Source organism: Streptomyces sp. MP131-18, assembly GCF_001984575.1.
GTDB classification, from domain to species: domain Bacteria; phylum Actinomycetota; class Actinomycetes; order Streptomycetales; family Streptomycetaceae; genus Streptomyces; species Streptomyces johnsoniae.
On record NZ_LZNS01000001.1, the window covers coordinates 1,280,239 to 1,296,398 of the forward strand.

The following is a 16,160-nucleotide window of genomic DNA, read 5'->3' on the forward strand; positions in this document are numbered from 1 at the left end:
GCGGACGGCGCCCACCACCGAATTTCCCGGTGCCGCGCGTCAGTCCTCGCCCCTGATGGCGCGGGCCTTGAAGAAGGTGTAGTGGAACGTTCCGCCGTCCTCGGCGGTGCGCCTGAGGTCCGCCAGGCCGCGGTCGAGGTCGGGCGCGGTGATCAGGCCCGCGGCCAGCGCCTCGTCCCTGATCGACTCGATCATCGCGACGAACGTGTTGCGGGTGAATCCCTCGGTCAGCGCCGGGCGGGTGCCGTCGGCGTACACGGTGCGGGGCCGGACCTCGACGTCCGCGTATCCGGCCTCGGTGAGCAGCGGCTGGAGCCGCCGTCCGATCAGCGCGTCCCCGCCCGCGGCCGACTGGAGCTGCACCTGGCAGTCGATCGCCGCCTGCGCGTACGCGCTGTGCGGGTGGAAGAAGGCCGATCCGTGGTCGCCCTCGATCACGGTGATGGTCCCGCCCGGCCGCAGCACGCGCCGCAGCCCGGACAGCGCGAGCCGCGGGGCCCGCAGGTGTTCGAGGACGAAGCACACGAAGAGGTGGTCGAACGAGGCGTCGGCGAACGGCAGCGCGAACAGGTCCGCCCGGCACCACGTCACGCCGGGCAGCCGGGCGCCGGCCTGCGCGAGGGAGCGGCCGGAGACGTCCACGCCGACGATGTGCGCCCGCGGTCCTGCGGCGACCAGATGCGCCGTCTGCGCGCCGACCCCGCACCCGACGTCGAGCACCCGGCTGCCCGCCGGGTACGCCGTCCCTCCGTGCAGCAGACCGGCCAGCGTGTCCGCCTGGTCGCCGAGCCTGCGGGACTCCCGTTCCGAATAGCCGTGCACGTAGCCGGGGCGGATCACCGTGCGCGGAATGGTCCTCGTCTCCATGGCAGCGACCCTGCCGCCACAATGGTCCGGTGAACAGGTCCAATGGGCGCGACTTGGACTGGTCCGAAACGGCCGGTGCCGACTTCCTCCAGCTCGACAGGAGCCAGGCTCCCCCCGGTGGCCTCTCCGACTGGCTGGCCGGGACACTGCGGCAGGCGGTGTCCGACGGCCGCCTGCCGGTCGGCGGCACGCTGCCGCCCACCCGGGTGCTGGCCGCTGAGCTGCGCGTGTCCAGGGGCGTGGTGACCGAGGCGTACCGGCGGCTGGCGGAGGACGGACACGTCGAGGGCCGCGGGCGGAACGGCACCGTGGTGGTCGCCGCGCCGACCGGCGCGGCGGACCGCGCGCCCGCGTCCCCGCGCGCCGCCCCGGCGCCGCGCGCGCCGTTCGCCGGGCCGCCCGGCCACGACGTGTGGGACACGCTGCGGGCCGCGCCCGCGCGCATCGACCTGACACCGGGTGTCCCCGATCTCGCGGCGTTCCCCAGGACGGCGTGGCTGCGCGCCGAACGCGCGGTCCTCACCTCGCTCTCGGCCGCCGGCCTCGGCTACGGCGACCCCCGCGGCACGCCAGCCCTGCGGCGCGCCGTGGCCGACTGGCTCGCGCGCGGCCGCGGTATCAGGGCCGATCCGGCCGAGGTGCTGATCGTCGCGGGCACCGCCCAGGCCCTCGCGCTGATCGGGCAGGTCCTGCGCCACGACGGCATCCGCCGGATCGCGGTGGAGGACCCGGGCGCGCTCGGGGCCCGCCAGCAGCTGCACGGCCACGGCCTGGCCACGCCGCCGGTGCCGGTGGACGCGGCCGGGCTGCGCGTCGACGCGCTGCGCGCCGTCGGCGCGCCGGCCGTGCTGCTGACCCCGGCGCACCAGTTCCCCACCGGGGTGGTCCTGGCCGGTGAACGGCGCCGCGCGCTGATGCGGTGGGCCGGGGAGGGCGGGCTCGTCGTCGAGGACGACTACGACGCGGAGCACCGCTACGACCGGCCGCCGGTGCCCGCCCTGCGGGCGATGCTCGCGGAGCGCGTCACCTATGCCGGCAGCGTCTCCAAGCTGCTCGCGCCCGCGCTGCGCGTGGGGTGGGTGGTCGCGCCGCCGCGGTACCGCGACGACCTGATCGCCGCCAAACGCCTCACCGACCTCGGCAACGCGGCGCTCCCGCAGCTCGTCCTGGCGCACCTGATCGAATCCGGCGCGCTGGAACGGCACCTGCGGCTGCTGCGCACCCGTCACCGCCGCCGCCGCAACGCGATGACCGCGGCCCTGGCCGCGCATCTGCCCGACGCGGTCGTCCACGGCGCCGCGGCCGGCCTGCACCTGCTCGTCACGTACGACGCGGCCGTCCCCGACACCGAGTTGGCCGCGGCGGCCCTGACGCGCGGGGTGAAGGTGCAGCCGCTGTCCTGGCACGCGCAGCGGCCGGGCCCCGACGGTCTGATCCTCGGCTATGCGGCGAGCACCCCTGACGACATCGCCGAGGGCGTCGCCACCGTCGCCGCCGTGCTGCGCGGACGGCGCCGGGGCGCGGGGCCGGGCCGCGGGTGAGCGCGGCCGCCGCGTCAGCGCACCTTGGCGAAGAACGCGCGGATGTCGGCGGCGTGGCCGTCCGGCTCCTCCATGGCGATGAAGTGGTGGCGGCCCGGGTTGCTCTCCGGCCAGTGGACGATCTTGTTGTGCCGCTCGGCCAGCCGGCGGATCGCGGGCGGCCCCACGTAGACGCCGGTCGGCACCGCCGCTTGTCCCCTGGGCCAGGAGAAGGGGCCGGTGCTCTCGTACATGAACCACGAGGAGCTGCCCGAGGTGCCCGTCAGCCAGTAGAGGGTGGCGTTGGTCAGCAGCAGATCGCGGTCGATGACCTCGTCCGGCAGCTCACCTGTTGTGCCGAACTCCTTGAACTTGTGGAGCAGCCAAGCCAGTTGTGCCACCGGCGAATCGTGCCACCCGTAGCTGAACGTCTGCGGCGCGGCGCGCAGCAGGGCGTGGTGGTCGACGCCGTTGGCCCACTCCCCCACCTGCGCGAACTGCTCCCGTTCCGCCGGTGTCGGGCCCGGCAGGTCGGCCTCCTCGGGGAAGCCGATGCCGCCGTCGATGTGCACGCCGACGACGTGCTCCGGATCGGCCTGCGCGACCTCGGGCGCGACATAGGCGCCGAGGTCGCCGCCCTGGACGCCGTAACGGTCGTAGCCGAGGCGGTGCATGAGCGCCACCCACGTGCGGGCCACCCGCGCGGCGTCCCAGTGGGTACCGCGCGGCGGCGCGGAGTACCCGAATCCGGGCACGGAGGGCACGACGACGTGGAAGTCCGCGGTCAGCCGGGAGATCAGCGGGGCGAACTCCACGAACGTGTTCGGCCAGCCGTGCGTCAGGATCAGCGGCAGCGCGTCCTGCCGTGCGGAGCGGACGTGCAGGAAATGCACGTCCTGCCCGTCGATTCCGGTCATGAACTGCGGGAACCCGTTCAGCCACGACTCCTGCCGCCGCCAGTCGAAGCTCTCGCGCCAGTAGTCGGCCAGCCCCTTCAGATAGCCGACCGGCACGCCGCGGCTCCAGCCCTCGCCGGGCAGCTGCCGCGGCCAGCGAGTGCGCGCGAGCCGGTCGTGCAGGTCGTCGAGGTCGGCCTGCGGCTCCCCCGGACTTCGTCCGGGAGGTGCCCCCAGATACGGAAAGGGCGGCTATCGGTACTCGTGTTGCTCATGGCGCTCCCCAGGACGACGCGTGCGTGCTGACGAGAACGACGCCAGACGCCATATAGGCCGCACCCTGTCCTACATCGCGCGGCATGATGGATGGTGTGAAGGACACCCCGGCGCGGCTGCTCGCGCTGCTCTCGCTCCTGCAGTCGCCGCGGGCCTGGCCCGGCAGCGAACTGTCCGGCCGCCTCGGCGTCAGCCCGCGGACGGTGCGCAGGGACGTCGACCGCCTGCGCGAACTGGGCTACCCGGTGGAGGCCACGAAGGGCGCGGCCGGCGGCTACCGGATGGCCGCGGGCGCGGCCATGCCGCCGCTGCTGCTGGACGACGAGGAGGCGGTCGCCATCGCCGTGGGCCTGCGGACGGCGGCCGGGAGTCCGGTGGCGGGCATCGAGGACGCCTCGGTGCGGGCGCTCGCCAAGCTGGAACAGGTGCTGCCCGCGCGGCTGCGGCGGCGGGTCGCGGCGCTCGGCACGGCGACCGTTCCCCTGGCGGAGCCGCCGGGGAGCAGCGGCGGGGTGCGCTTCGACCCCGAGGTGCTGACCGTGATCGCGGGGGCCGTCGCGGGCCGCGAACGGCTGCGGTTCTGGTACCGGGCCGCGGACGGGCCGGCGGAGCGCGGGCGGCTCGCCGAGCCCTGCCGGCTGGTCGCGGCGGGGCGGCGCTGGTACCTGCTGGCCTGGGACAACGACCGGGAGGACTGGCGCATCTTCCGCGTCGACCGCATCCGCCGGCCGTTCGCCACCGGCGTGCGCGTGCCGCCCAGGGACCCGCCAGGAGCCGACGCCGCCGCCTACGTCCGCAGCCGGCTGTACGCGCTGGCGCCGACGTACCGGGTACGGGCCACGCTGGGGCTTCCGGCGGACGAGGCCGCGCGCCTGCTCGGCGCGGCGGCCTCGGACATCACCCCGGCCGGGCCTGGGCACTGTCTGCTGGAGGGCCACGCGGACACGGTGGAGTGGCTGGCGGCCAGGCTGCTCATGCTGGGCTGCCAGGTCGAGGTGCACGAGCCGGCCGAACTGCGCGCGTATCTGCGCGCGCTGGGGACCCGCGCCCTGCGGGCCGCCGGGGAGTGACGGCCAGGACCAGGACCCCGTCCCACGGCCGGGTCATGGCTTGCGCGCCAGCAGACCCCACTGGTAGGTGAACTCGCCCGGCGTCTCCGTGCGCCACTCGTTCAGCGGAACGACCCCGGGCGGCAGGATTTCGAGCCCCTCGGCGGTGGCGGCCAGCTGCTCCTCGGTGCGGCAGTGGTAGGGCACCGCGCCGGTGGCGGCGTAGTCCTCGTTGAGCTTGATCATCTCGGGGGCCGCGATGGAGTCGCAGGTGGCGAGGAAGCTGCCGGAGGGCAGGCGCCGGGTGTACTCCTGGACCAGCAGCGCGGCCTCGTCCGGCAGGATGTGGCCGAGCATCGACATCAGCATCAGGGCCACGGGCTTGTCGAAGTCCAGCGTTTTCGCGGCCTCCGCCAGCACGGTGTCCGGGTCGCGCACGTCGGCCTCGACGTAGTCGGTCGCGCCGTCCGGGTGCGTGGTGAGCAGGGCGCGGGCGTGGACCAGGATCAGCGGGTCGTTGTCCACGTACACGATCCGGCTCTCGGGCGCGGCCCGCTGGGCGACCTCGTGGGTGTTGTCGGCGGTGGGCAGGCCGGTGCCGATGTCGAGGAACTGCCGCACGCCCTCCTCGGCGACGAGGTGGGTGACGACATGGCCGAGGAAGTCGCGGGAGGCGCGCGCGACGTTCAGCGCCTCGGGATAGTGCTGCTCCAGGTGTTCGCCCAGGCGCTGGTCCGCCTCGAAGTGGTCCTTGCCGCCGAGTATCCAGTTCCAGATGCGGGCCGAGTGCGGGACGCTGGTGTCTATCTGGGGCGGGTGGTTCTGCTGGGTCATCGCTCGCCTCCGCAGGTGAGTGGGATGGGGATGGGCGCCGTGGGGCGCGGCGCCGCCAGACAGGCCGTGTCCATGGCCCGGTTGAAGGCCCGCACGGCGTCGATGTCGTCGGTGATGGTGGCGGCGGCCTGGTGCAGGCCGCGCACCACGAGCCGGTCGGCGAGGTACCGGTGGTCGAAGCGCACGATCTCCACCGCCCCGCTGGCGAGCATCGGATGGGGCGGCGTGGTGAGCGGCATGATCTGAATCTTGATCAGCGAGGCCAGGTCGCCCGCGATCGCGTTCAGATGGTCGAGCTGCCCGCGCATCACCTCCGCGTCCCCCACCACGCGGTGCAGCGCCGCGTGCTCGATCAGGCACCAGTAGCGCAGCGGCCGTTCGCGGTCGAACGCGGCGCGCTTGCGTGCCTCGGCCAGCCCCACACGGCGGTCGAGGCACCGCTGGTCCTCCCGCGGGTGCTGCATCCGCAGCAGGGCGCGGGCGTAGTCCGCGGTCTGGAGCAGGTCGGGCACCAGGCCGGGCGCGTAAGCGCGGATCAGCGAGGCCGAGGACTCGAAGTCGAGCCGGTCGGCCTGGTCCTCGGTCAGCAGATCGCGGTAGTCGTGCCACCAGCCCGGGGTGTTCGCCGCGGAGAGCCGGGCCAGGATCTGGTCGACCTCCTCCTCGGGAACCCCGTAGATCCGCAGGAGGTGGGCGACGGTGGCCGGTTTGAACGTGTGCTTCGCCGCTTCGAGTCTGCGGATCGTCGTGGGATGGACGTCCAGCTTCTCGGCCGCGGTGGCGATGGTCACGCCTGCCGCGACCCGGCGGGCACGCAGGTCCGCCGCGAGCAGACGAAGGGCGGACGTGGCGCCAGAGCGGGCTCGTGACATGCCCCTCCTGCCGGATTGGCGAGCGGGTCGAACTTCCCGGCCATTAAATCACTTTGTGCGTGTTGCAAAGTGCCGCGGACAGAGTGGGCCCGATGGGCTCAGGAACCGTAGGTGCGGCGGATCAGGGGGACGGCGGGGCTGTAGTCGACGGCGGCGCGGTAGGCGGAGAGCATGGTGCCGTGGTCCGCCGTGCCGGTGCCGGCGATGTCGAACGCCGTGCCGTGGTCGACGGAGGTCCGCAGGATCGGCAGGCCGACGGTGACGGAGATGGTGCCGTCGAAGTCGTAGGTCTTGGCCGGGATGTGGCCCTGGTCGTGGAAATGGGACAGCACGCCGTCGTACCGGCCGGTGAGGCCCTGGTGGAAGACGGAGTCGGCGGGGACGGGACCGGTGACGTCGAGGCCCTCCGCCCTGGCCGCCTCGCAGGCCGGGCCGATGTGCACGATCTCCTCGTCGCCGAACGCGCCGTTCTCACCGCCGTGCGGATTGAGGGCCGCGACGGCGAGCCGCGGCTCGGGGACGCCGAAGACGCGCAGCGCGGTGGCGGCCTCGCGGATGGCGCGCAACACGTTCTCCCGCGTGATCCGGTCGAGAGCGCTGCGCAGGGAGAGGTGCCTGGTGGTGAAGAAGATGCGCAGGTGGTGCCCCTCGGCGGCGGTGTTGCGCACGACGAACATGGTGTCCTGGCGGGTGACGCCGGTCAGCTCGCCCAGCATCTCGGTGTGGCCGAGGTGCTTCGAACCGGCTTGCCAGATGGCCTCCTTGTTGATGGGCCCGGTGACGACGCCGGCGACGGCGCCGTCGAGCGCTGCGCGGGTGGCGGTCTCGATCGCGGCGACGGCGGCGCGGCCGGCCCGGGCGTCGACGGTGCCGAACGGCGGCAGGTCGTCGCCGAGCACGCCCGTGTCGAGCACGTCGATGACGCCGGGCCCCGCCGGTGCGGTGCCGAAGTCGGTGATCTCGCGCACCTCGGCGGCCACGCCCGCGGCCCTGGCGCCGCGGCGCAGTGCCTCGGCGTCGCCGACGGCGACCCCGTGGTGGCCTTCCTCACCCGCGACGGCGGCGAGGGTGCCCGCGGTGATCTCCGGGCCGATGCCGGCGGGGTCGCCGAGGGTGAGGGCCAGAACGGGACGGGTCATACGTTCCTCCGCGGGGCTGGTGGACGGAAACCGGCGGTCATGATGCCCCGGCGGAACCGCGCCGAACAAGCGGCCGGGCCCCGGACACCGCGGACCGCGCGGTCCGGCGGCACGGTACGCGAGCGGCACGACCAAAGTCTTCGGCGGGTGGACGGGTGTCGTCCGAAGGTCTCGGATGCGCGCCGGGCGGCTCCGCGCGGCCCCGGTCGGCCGTAGATTCGGGAGTCATGCGCCGCAAGCTGACAAACTGGCTGGTCGACGCCGCGTTCTGCCTCTTCGCGGTCGTCTTCTCGATACTCATCGCCGACTCGGTGCTGCCCGCCGACCTGTCCGATACGGCACGCGCGGTCGAGGACACGCTGTGGGCGCTGGCCTGTGCCGCGGTGTTCGTGCGGCGCAGGTGGCCGGTCGCCCTCGCGGTGGTGCTCGTGCTCGCCGGCACCTGGGCGCACCTGCTGACGGGGCCGACGCTGGTCGCGCTGTTCACGGTGGCCGCACACCGCCCGCCCCGGGTCACGGCGTGGGTGGCCGCCATCACGATGGCACCGGCCCCGCTGGTCGTGGTGCGCCAGGTGCTGGAGCCGGAGCCGGACCGCTTCGCCCGGGGCGCCGTCTACTTCTTCCTGATCCTGGGGTCGATCGGCTGGGGACTGTACATCCGCTCACGCCGTCAGCTCATCGCCTCGCTGCGGGAGCGGGCGGAGCGGGCCGCGGTCGACGCGCGGCGGCAGGCCAGGGAGGACATGGCCAGGGAGATGCACGACGTGCTGGCACACCGCCTGTCGCTGCTGAGCGTGCACGCGGGGGCGCTGGAGTTCCATCCGGGGGCGCCGCCCGCCGAGGTGCAGCGGGCCGCCGGGGTGATCCGGGAGAGCGCCCATCAGGCGCTCCAGGATCTGCGGGAGGTCATCGGGGTACTGCGCCGGCCGGAGAACGGGGACCGCCCGCAGCCGGTGCTCACGGATCTGGAGCGGCTGGCGGCGGAGTCGCGCGCGGCGGGCATGAGCGTCGCCCTCGACCAGCGGGTCGGTGCGCCGGACGAGGCGCCGCCCGTGGCCGGGCGGACCGCGTACCGCATCGTGCAGGAGGGGCTGACGAACGCCCGCAAGCACGCCGGGGACGCCCCGGTGACCGTGACGGTGAGCGGCGGCCCCGGCGCGGGACTGACCGTGGAAGTGTGCAATCCGGCCCCGGGCGGCAGCCCGCGGGGGCCGATCCCGGGCGCGGGCCAGGGGCTGATCGGGCTCGCTGAACGGGCATCGCTCGCGGGCGGGCGCCTGGAACACCGGCAGGCGGGCGACCGTTTCCTGCTGACCGCCTGGCTGCCCTGGCCCGGCTGATCCGGGCTCGGGCCGCGGGGATACGGGGCCGCGGTCGGGCCTGGCCAGGTCAGGTCAGGTCACCGGCCGGCTCCAGCGGGGGGCGATCTCGGCCCACTCCCGGTCCCAGCGCGCGAAGCGGCGCGCGTCGAGGTGGGCGCGTACCGCGATACGGGCACCGGCCGCCGCGAGGCCGACGCAGACCGCCGCGGCCGAGCCCGCCGTCGTCGCGCCGAACCACGCCTCGGCCGGTGCGGCCGGTGAACCGGTCGGCCTGCCGCGGCCGTCCACCCACACCGTCACCCACGTGCCCTGCTCCGTGCCGTCGGCCACCCGCGCCTGGTCCACGCGCACGGTGCCGTCGGGTTCGGTCCAGCGGACCACGGCGCGCATCCGGCCCGCCGCGACCGCCGCACCCGTCACGGCCGGCACGGGGGCGCGTTCGAGTACGACCGCACGCTGCTGGCGCGCCTCGCGTCCCTGCTCCAGCAGCGCGTCGCCCACCGCGACCGCGGTGGCGACGCCCGCCGCGGGCGCGCCCACGGCCATCACCGCCACCGCCGCGAACCCGACCCACGCCTCCGCCACGTCCGTTGTGCGCCGCAGCGGGTTGCGCCGTCGGCGCCACCGCCTCACCGTTCCTGCCATCGCCTCGTCCCTTCAGCGCGCCCGGGGGGAAGGTGCCACGACCCGGGTACCCAGGCGGGGACGGCATGGTCGGCCGGCCCGCGGGTGTTTCCGGCCGAACCGGCGCCGACGGCCTCGGCGAGCAGGGGCAGGGAACGGGCGAACTCGCGTTCCCAGTAGCCGTAGTGGTGGCGGCCCGGGCCGTACAGGGAGGCGGTCACCGCGAGACCGTGCCCGCGCGCCCGCGCCACGTACTCCTGTGCCATGCCGCCGAACTGCCGCTCCAGCCGGTCGTGCCCCGCGGCCGGCGGGTCGAGCGGGCCGGGGCTGCCGTCCCCGCTGGAGACGTACACGGGGAAGCCGCGCGGCAGGCGGTCCAGCACCTCGACGGGGTTGTGGGCCGACCAGATCCCGGCCTGTGCCTCGGGGTCGCCCCACATGGCCCGCGGGTCGTGGCCGAAATCCTCCAGGCGGCGCATCACCGCGACCGCGTCGGCCCTGGTGTCCAGCCGCCCGCTGTAGGAGGCCGCGGCGCGGAAGAAACCGGGGTGCCGCCCGGCGTACTCCAGCGCGCCCGTCCCGCCCATCGAGGCGCCCGCCACGGCCCGCGCGCTCCCCGCGCGCACCTCCCCGGCCAGCAGGCGCGGCAACTCGACCAGGTGGAACGTCTCCCAGGCCGGCGGCCCGCCCCGCCCAGCGTTCCACCAGTTCGTGTAGTAGCCCACGGGGCCGCCCTCCGGCATCACGACGAGCGCCTCGGTGCCCGCGGTGAGGCCGGCCACGTCGGCGGAGGACGTCCAGTCGTCGAAGCCCGGCCCGCTGCAGCAGCCGTGCAGCAGATAGATCACCGGCCACACCCGGTCCGGCTGATCCGCGTATCCCGGCGGCAGCAGGACGCGGGTCTTCACCTCCTCGGCCAGCGCCGGCGAGTCGATGGTCAGGTCCAGCGTCCGCTGGCCACTGCGTTCGCGCGCCACGACGGTCGCACCGTCGGGGCGGGCCGCGGCGGCGGAGCTGCCGCCGACCGCCGGCAGGGCCAGCAACACCGCGCAGAGCAGCGCGCACCACGGGCGGCTGAAGCGTGCATGCCTCGGATTCATTCGTCCCTCGCGGTCGCATGGCATTCCCCGGAAGGGAACGCCGATGCCTTACGGGTTCCGCATTTTGTGCCCCGCACTCCCGGCCATCAAGATGGTCTTCGCGGAAATCCCCCGCCCGGGGGAACGCCCGGGCGCCGCCCGGCACATCCGATACCGCGCGGGGGCGCGCGGAGCCGGGGGGACGACGTTCGGCATCCCCTGTGCACGCGTAGGTTTTCCGCCGTGTTCCGCAGGCACGGTGCCACCGTTTCCGGGGCGACGTTAATCTGAAGTTCCACCTCGGACGCAGGAATCGGAGCGGGTCATCATGTCTTCAACGGAGCCGAATGCGCTCACGCTCGCGGATTTGTACGACGGAGTCGCAGAATTGTACGACGAGTGCAGCGCCGCGCTGGAGGCGTCCCGGGCCCCGTTCAGTACCTGGATGTCCGCCCATCTGCCGCGCGGCAAGCGGGCGCTCGACATCGGCTGCGGTGCGGGGCGTCACACCACCACGCTGGCCGAGCTGTTCGACGAGGTGGTCGGCACCGATCCGGCCCCGACGATGATCGACATCGCGCAGCGCGACCGGGCCCGGCCGAATGTGACCTACCAGGTGCGCGACGCCTTCGATATGACGCCGGAAAAGGACGGCACCTTCGACTTGGTGTTCGCATTCAGTTGTGTGTTCCTGATGGGCGAGCCGCGGCAGATTCTTCCCCATCTCGCCGCGCTCGTCGCCCCGGGCGGCACGCTGGTCATCTCCGATCCGGAGAACATGATCGAGCCGGACCGGCCGGACATGCAGGCGGATCTCGCGTTCAAGTTCGCGCGCGTGGCCTACGACGTGACCGGGCGGGTGGAAAACTCGGTGAAGGCACTGCAACTGTTCATGCACGAGAACTGGGGCCGGATCAGCGAGCAGAGCACCAAGCTGAGCCATACGGAGTTCGTGCGGGAATACTCCACGGCGCTGCCCGGCGTGGAAATCCTCGACGATGTGTGGCCCGGCATGCAGACGGCTCGCTGGCACAAGCCCGCCGTCTGAGCCCCCGACCGGCAGGGGCCGGGTCCGTCGGACGGTCGGCCTTGGTGGATAATTCCTGGCCCTCCCGGCGTTCTCCCTGAAGGCGATGGCGACCTGCGCGCAGGGCCGGGGAGCGGCACGCGGGGGACAACCGGGAGGAAGGCGCCATGAGTACGACACATACGGTGATCGATTCACCGCTCGGCGAGCTGACGGCGGTCGCCGTGGACGGCGCGCTGACCGGGCTGTACTTCGAGGGGCACCTGCGCATGCCCGCGGTGTCCGCGTTCGGGGAACGGACCGACGCGGGTTTCGAGGAGGTGCGGGCGCAGCTCGCCGAGTACTTCGCGGGCGGGCGGACCCGCTTCGACCTCTCCCTCGCGCCGCAGGGCAACGCCTTCCAGCAGCGGGTGTGGCGGCTGCTGGTGGACATCCCGTTCGGGGAGACGCGCACCTACGGCGCGCTGGCCGGGGAGTTGGGCGATCCGGGGCTCGCGCAGGCGGTCGGCGCGGCCAACGGGCGCAACCCGGTGTCGATCGTCGTGCCCTGCCACCGGGTGGTGGGCGCCGGCGGGGCGCTGACCGGGTACGCGGGCGGCCTGGAGCGCAAGCGTTTCCTGCTGGACCTGGAGGAGCCGGCCCGGGTGCGGGAGGAGCGGCTGTTCTGACCCGGCCCGCCGCACGCGCACGCGGACCGGCGCGTGCGGCGGCGCGTGCGCGTGCGGCGGAGCGTGCCGTTCAGCCGACGAGGTCGGGAACGGCGCACTCCGTGCGGATCTCCACCCGCCGCCCCGCCGCGGCGGATTCGAGGAGCGCCTGCATGGTGTCCAGCACGTGGAGTGCCAGATCGCCCGAGGCCCGGTGCGCGGTGCCCGCGGCCAGGGCCGCGGCCAGGTCGGCGAGGCCGGTCCCGCGGCCGGCGACGCGGTAGCCGTGGGTCGGCGGCAGTTGGCGCCACTCCCCCGTGCCGGCGGCGTGCAGCGCGACCGGTCCGTCGAAGCCGTTCGGGTCGGGTACCGACAGGCTGCCGCCGGTGCCGTGCACCTCGATCCTCGGCAGGTGGGCGGCGTGCGTGTCGAAGCTCATCAGCAGCGTCGTCAGCGCCCCCGAGGCGTGCGTGAGCACGCCGGTGACGTGCGTGTCGACCTCGACGGGGAACGTGTGGCCCGCCCGCGGCCCCGAGCCGATGGTCCGCAGGTCGGTGGGCCGCGACGCCGCCCCGGTCACGGCGGTGACCGGGCCGAGCAGGTGTACCAGGGCGGTGAGGTAGTAAGGACCCATGTCGAACAGCGGGCCGCCGCCCGGCCGGTAGTAGAACTCGGGGTCGGAGTGCCAGACCTCGTGTCCCGGCGTGGTGAAGAACGCGGTGGCGGCCACGGGCCGCCCGATGTGGCCGGCGGCCACGGCCGCGCGGGCGGTCTGCACGCCGCTGCCGAGCACCGTGTCGGGGGCGCAGCCGACGCGCACGCCCGCGGCTCGGGCGGCCGCGAGCACCTCGGCGCCCGCGGCGCGGTCGAGCGCGAGCGGCTTCTCGTTGTAGACGTGCTTCCCCGCGGCGATCGCGGCGTGCGCGACCTCGGTGTGGGCGGCGGGGACGGTGAGGTTGAGCACGACGTCGACGTCGTCCGCCGCGTACAGCTCCGCCGGGGTGCGGACCTGGACGCCGGGGCGGCCGGCCGCGGCCTTGGCGGCGCGTTCCAGGTCGAGGTCGGCGACGGCGGTCAGCGCGAGGCCGCCGTCGCGGCCGTGGGCGTCGAGGTGGCCGAGGTACGCGCGGCTGATGACACCGGTGCCGACGACCCCGACCCGCAGGGGGCTCACCGGGCCGCCCACAGCAGACCGCGTTCGGTGAGTTCGCGCACGGTGGGGTCCTCCAGGTCGTCGGGTTTGTGGCCGATGGTGCTGACGAAGACCCGCCCGAGCCCCCAGGTGCGGGTCCAGACGGCGGCCGAGGTGGCGCCGCGGGCCGGGGCGGGGATGCCGTCGGCGTCGGCGAAGGTGGTGGTGGCCAGCACGTCGACGGCGGGATCGGTGTGGACGAGGTACTGCTCGGTGTGCACGCGGATGGCGTCCGGCAGGCCCTTGACGATCGCGTGGCCGGCCCGTTCGGGCACGATGTCCACGGTGTGGTCGACGAACTCCGGCGGGTGCATGACGAACTGCCCGCCGGTCAGCCACTGGTAGCCGGTGTCGGAGCGGAACGCGTCGCATATGCCGCCGTGCCAGCCCGCGAGACCGGTCCCCGCTGCGACGGCCGCGGCCAGCCCCGCCGACTGCTCGCGGGTGATCTCGCCCATGGTCCAGCACTGGACGACGAGGTCGGTGGCGGCGAGGGCTTCGGCGTCGAGGTAGGCGTCGAGGGTGTCGGAAACGGTCAGGTCGAAGCCCTGCTCGCGCAGGAACGGCAGGAAGAGGTCGGTGGCTTGAACGGGGGCGTGGCCTTCCCATCCGCCACGGACGATCAGGGCGTGACGGACCGGTGGGGAGTTCAAGATGCGGCGCCTTTCGGCTAGCGGCGTGAATACCCATGCAAAGCCGGGCATTTGTTCGGGCGGCATGCTAGGCAGACCGGGAGAAGCAGGTCAATGGTGCGAAGCTCCTCCGCTCCGCCACACCCGCCGCACCCGCCACACCCGCCACACCCGCCACGCCCCGCCGCCCCCGCCGACCGGTCGGCGGGGGCGGCGGGATCGGCGCCGGGGTCAGTCAGTTCCGGTGGAAGCGCGGCCCGTGGGCCGCGGCGCCCGCGAGGGCGGCGGCGAAGTTGTCCTCGACCTCCGCGCGCTCGGCGGCGTCGGGGTAGGGATTGGTGCACGAGACGCCGCCGGTGGAGCCGGACATCAGGCTGCTGCACGGGCCAGGCTTCATGTCGGGCAGACCCAGGATGTGGCCCAGCTCGTGGGCGGCGATGCGCGTGGTGTCGTAGCCCTGGTCGACGGCCTGCCGCCCCATCCACACGGTGCCGTTGCCCAGGCTCGTGGTCAGGGCGCGCGGCCAGCCGTCGTCGGCGATGATCTCGACGTTGGCGTCCTCGCCGGGGGCCGCCGGTTCGAGCCGGACGTTCGCCACGCTTTCGTTCCACACCGCGGCGCCGCTGTGGACGGCGTCGACGAACTCGGCGGCGCGCGAGGTGTCGTACGTCACGACCACCGCGGCGGCGGACGGCGCGGCCGATGCCTGGCCGGCCGTCCAGGTCAGGGCCAGGACGGTCACCAGCGCGGCGACCAGGGCGCGGGCGGCGGGCTTAAGTCTCACGGTCAACCTCCTGTGGGGGGACGGTAGATCATGTCCATGACATGAACAAGGAAGGGAGCCGAACGGAAACGAACGGGAACAGCTGTCATCTGCCCATCCGCCGCCCCCGCCAATCGGCCCGCCCGGCGGCCCCCGAGCACGCCCTCACAGGAACGCGAAACCCTCGCCGCGGTAGGTGGGCATCTCCCCCACCACGCGGTCGCCCGCCACCAGGTGGAACACGTTGACGTGCTCGGCCAGCTCCCCGGCCTTCGCGTGACGGAACCACACCCGGTCCCCGATGCCGAGCCCGTCCGCGGCCCGGCCCGTGAGCGGCGTCTGCACCTCGCCCGCGCCCTCCAGACTGCGGTACGAGAGACCGGCGGGGAAGGCGGGCCGCGGCAGCCGGTCCCAGCCGGGCACGCCCGAGGCCACCCACCCGCCGCCGAGCACGGTCGCCACCGCGCGCCCCGGGCGCCGCACCACGGGCAGCACGAAGTACACCGCGGGCCGCGGCCGGAAGCCGCGGTAGGCATCGAACAGCACGGGCCCGTACAGGCCCGAGCCCGCCGCGATCTCGGTGACGGCGGGCTCGGCGGCCGTTCGCTCGACGCTGCCGGTGCCGCCGCCGTTGACGAACTCCAGGTCCACGACGGACCGCACGGCCGCCACCGCCGCGGCGCGGCGCCCGGCCAGCTCGGCCGCGGACCTGCGCTGCATCGCCCGGACCGCGAGGCCGCGCAGCGGCGCGCCGGGCGGGGCGTCGCCGATGCCCGCGATCTGCGATTCGTACGCCATCATCCCGGCCAGCCGGAACCCGGGCCGCGCGGCGACGGCCCGGGCCAGCGCGAGCGCGTCGGCCGGGCTGCGCACCGGGGAGCGGCGGGCGCCGATGTGCACCCGGCCGCCGAACAGGCGCAGCGAAACGTCGAGTTCCAGGCACAGCCGCAGCGGGCGCTCAGGAACGGGCGCGGCGGCCGACCGCAGGAACTCCAGGTGCTCCACGGAGTCGACCATGAGCGTCACGCGCCGCGCGAGGTGCTCCTCGCCCGCCAGGCGCCGCAGCGCGCTCCTGTCCGCCGTCGGGTAGGCCACCACGATGTCGCCGCCACCCGCCTCGTCCTTCCCCGCCAGCCACAGGGCCTCGGCCAGCGTGTAGGCGAGCACGCCGCGGAAGCCGGGCTGCCGCCCCGCCTCGTTCAACAGGCCCGCGCAGCGCAGTGACTTGCTCGCCACCCGGACCGGCTTGCCCAGGGCCCGCCGGGTCAGCGCGTCGGCGTTCGCCCGGAAGGCGGCGAGGTCGACCACCGCGAACGGCGGCTCGAGCGCGGCCGTCGCCCGCGCGAGCCCGGGAAGGGCCGTGAGGCCGGACGCGGTCGGCGCGTTCATACGACAGCACGGTAATTGACGAGTGCCCGTGC

Annotated in this window: 16 protein-coding genes; 5 read left to right on the forward strand and 11 right to left on the reverse strand. The window is 74.3% G+C overall.

Features of this window, described 5'->3' with window-relative positions:
* Positions 1 to 39 precede the first annotated feature (39 nt).
* On the reverse strand, positions 40 to 867 hold the full coding sequence (locus tag STBA_RS05570; protein WP_077058173.1) for a methyltransferase domain-containing protein: 828 nt from the start codon (positions 865 to 867) through the stop codon (positions 40 to 42).
* 29 nt (positions 868 to 896) lie between these two features.
* Here STBA_RS05570 and STBA_RS05575 point away from each other — a divergent pair, with 29 nt between their 5' ends.
* A complete protein-coding gene (locus STBA_RS05575; RefSeq protein WP_077058174.1) occupies positions 897 to 2,408 on the forward strand; it encodes a PLP-dependent aminotransferase family protein in 1,512 nt (503 codons plus the stop codon).
* A 14-nt stretch (positions 2,409 to 2,422) separates the two neighbouring features.
* On the opposite strand, the gene STBA_RS05580 is transcribed toward STBA_RS05575, so the two are convergent.
* Positions 2,423 to 3,520, reverse strand: coding sequence for an epoxide hydrolase family protein (locus STBA_RS05580; RefSeq protein ID WP_077058175.1), 1,098 nt, complete (start codon positions 3,518 to 3,520; stop codon positions 2,423 to 2,425).
* A 134-nt stretch (positions 3,521 to 3,654) separates the two neighbouring features.
* Here STBA_RS05580 and STBA_RS05585 point away from each other — a divergent pair, with 134 nt between their 5' ends.
* Positions 3,655 to 4,629, forward strand: coding sequence for a WYL domain-containing protein (locus STBA_RS05585; protein ID WP_253194542.1), 975 nt, complete (start codon positions 3,655 to 3,657; stop codon positions 4,627 to 4,629).
* A gap of 33 nt (positions 4,630 to 4,662) precedes the next feature.
* Here the strand turns inward: STBA_RS05585 and STBA_RS05590 are convergent, their stop codons facing one another.
* The 3 genes from STBA_RS05590 to pdxA form a co-directional block, all read right to left on the reverse strand.
* A complete protein-coding gene (locus tag STBA_RS05590; protein ID WP_077058177.1) occupies positions 4,663 to 5,442 on the reverse strand; it encodes an SAM-dependent methyltransferase in 780 nt (259 codons plus the stop codon).
* Positions 5,439 to 6,314, reverse strand: a complete 876-nt coding sequence (locus STBA_RS05595) for a helix-turn-helix transcriptional regulator (protein WP_077058178.1) — start codon at positions 6,312 to 6,314, stop codon at positions 5,439 to 5,441. The genes STBA_RS05590 and STBA_RS05595 overlap by 4 nt, the downstream gene beginning before the upstream one ends.
* 98 nt (positions 6,315 to 6,412) lie before the next feature.
* The gene (gene pdxA, locus STBA_RS05600) at positions 6,413 to 7,453 is read right to left on the reverse strand and encodes a 4-hydroxythreonine-4-phosphate dehydrogenase PdxA (RefSeq protein WP_077058179.1); all 1,041 of its coding nucleotides are present in this window, start codon (positions 7,451 to 7,453) and stop codon (positions 6,413 to 6,415) included.
* Between the two features lie 227 nt (positions 7,454 to 7,680).
* Here pdxA and STBA_RS05605 point away from each other — a divergent pair, with 227 nt between their 5' ends.
* Positions 7,681 to 8,793: a histidine kinase gene (locus STBA_RS05605; protein ID WP_077058180.1), complete on the forward strand. Its 1,113-nt coding sequence runs from the start codon at positions 7,681 to 7,683 to the stop codon at positions 8,791 to 8,793.
* Positions 8,794 to 8,847: 54 nt separating this feature from the next.
* On the opposite strand, the gene STBA_RS05610 is transcribed toward STBA_RS05605, so the two are convergent.
* On the reverse strand, positions 8,848 to 9,420 hold the full coding sequence (locus STBA_RS05610) for a hypothetical protein (protein ID WP_077058181.1): 573 nt from the start codon (positions 9,418 to 9,420) through the stop codon (positions 8,848 to 8,850).
* A complete protein-coding gene (locus STBA_RS05615) occupies positions 9,405 to 10,499 on the reverse strand; it encodes an alpha/beta hydrolase family protein (RefSeq protein WP_077058182.1) in 1,095 nt (364 codons plus the stop codon). Before STBA_RS05615 ends, STBA_RS05610 begins: the two co-directional genes overlap by 16 nt.
* A 424-nt stretch (positions 10,500 to 10,923) precedes the next feature.
* Here STBA_RS05615 and STBA_RS05620 point away from each other — a divergent pair, with 424 nt between their 5' ends.
* The gene (locus STBA_RS05620; RefSeq protein ID WP_171987650.1) at positions 10,924 to 11,526 is read left to right on the forward strand and encodes a class I SAM-dependent methyltransferase; all 603 of its coding nucleotides are present in this window, start codon (positions 10,924 to 10,926) and stop codon (positions 11,524 to 11,526) included.
* 146 nt (positions 11,527 to 11,672) lie between these two features.
* Entirely contained in the window at positions 11,673 to 12,173 is a 501-nt protein-coding gene (locus STBA_RS05625) for a methylated-DNA--[protein]-cysteine S-methyltransferase (RefSeq protein WP_077058184.1), read from the forward strand.
* 70 nt (positions 12,174 to 12,243) lie between these two features.
* Here the strand turns inward: STBA_RS05625 and STBA_RS05630 are convergent, their stop codons facing one another.
* The 4 genes from STBA_RS05630 to STBA_RS05645 form a co-directional block, all read right to left on the reverse strand.
* Entirely contained in the window at positions 12,244 to 13,326 is a 1,083-nt protein-coding gene (locus tag STBA_RS05630) for a Gfo/Idh/MocA family oxidoreductase (RefSeq protein ID WP_253194544.1), read from the reverse strand.
* Positions 13,323 to 13,997 (reverse strand): ThuA domain-containing protein, encoded by a 675-nt coding sequence (locus tag STBA_RS38660; RefSeq protein ID WP_253194547.1) that lies wholly within the window; start codon positions 13,995 to 13,997, stop codon positions 13,323 to 13,325. Before STBA_RS38660 ends, STBA_RS05630 begins: the two co-directional genes overlap by 4 nt.
* 214 nt (positions 13,998 to 14,211) lie before the next feature.
* A complete protein-coding gene (locus STBA_RS05640) occupies positions 14,212 to 14,760 on the reverse strand; it encodes a snapalysin family zinc-dependent metalloprotease (RefSeq protein WP_077058187.1) in 549 nt (182 codons plus the stop codon).
* A 144-nt stretch (positions 14,761 to 14,904) separates the two neighbouring features.
* Positions 14,905 to 16,128 (reverse strand): alanine racemase, encoded by a 1,224-nt coding sequence (locus STBA_RS05645; RefSeq protein WP_077058188.1) that lies wholly within the window; start codon positions 16,126 to 16,128, stop codon positions 14,905 to 14,907.
* Positions 16,129 to 16,160: the final 32 nt, after the last annotated feature.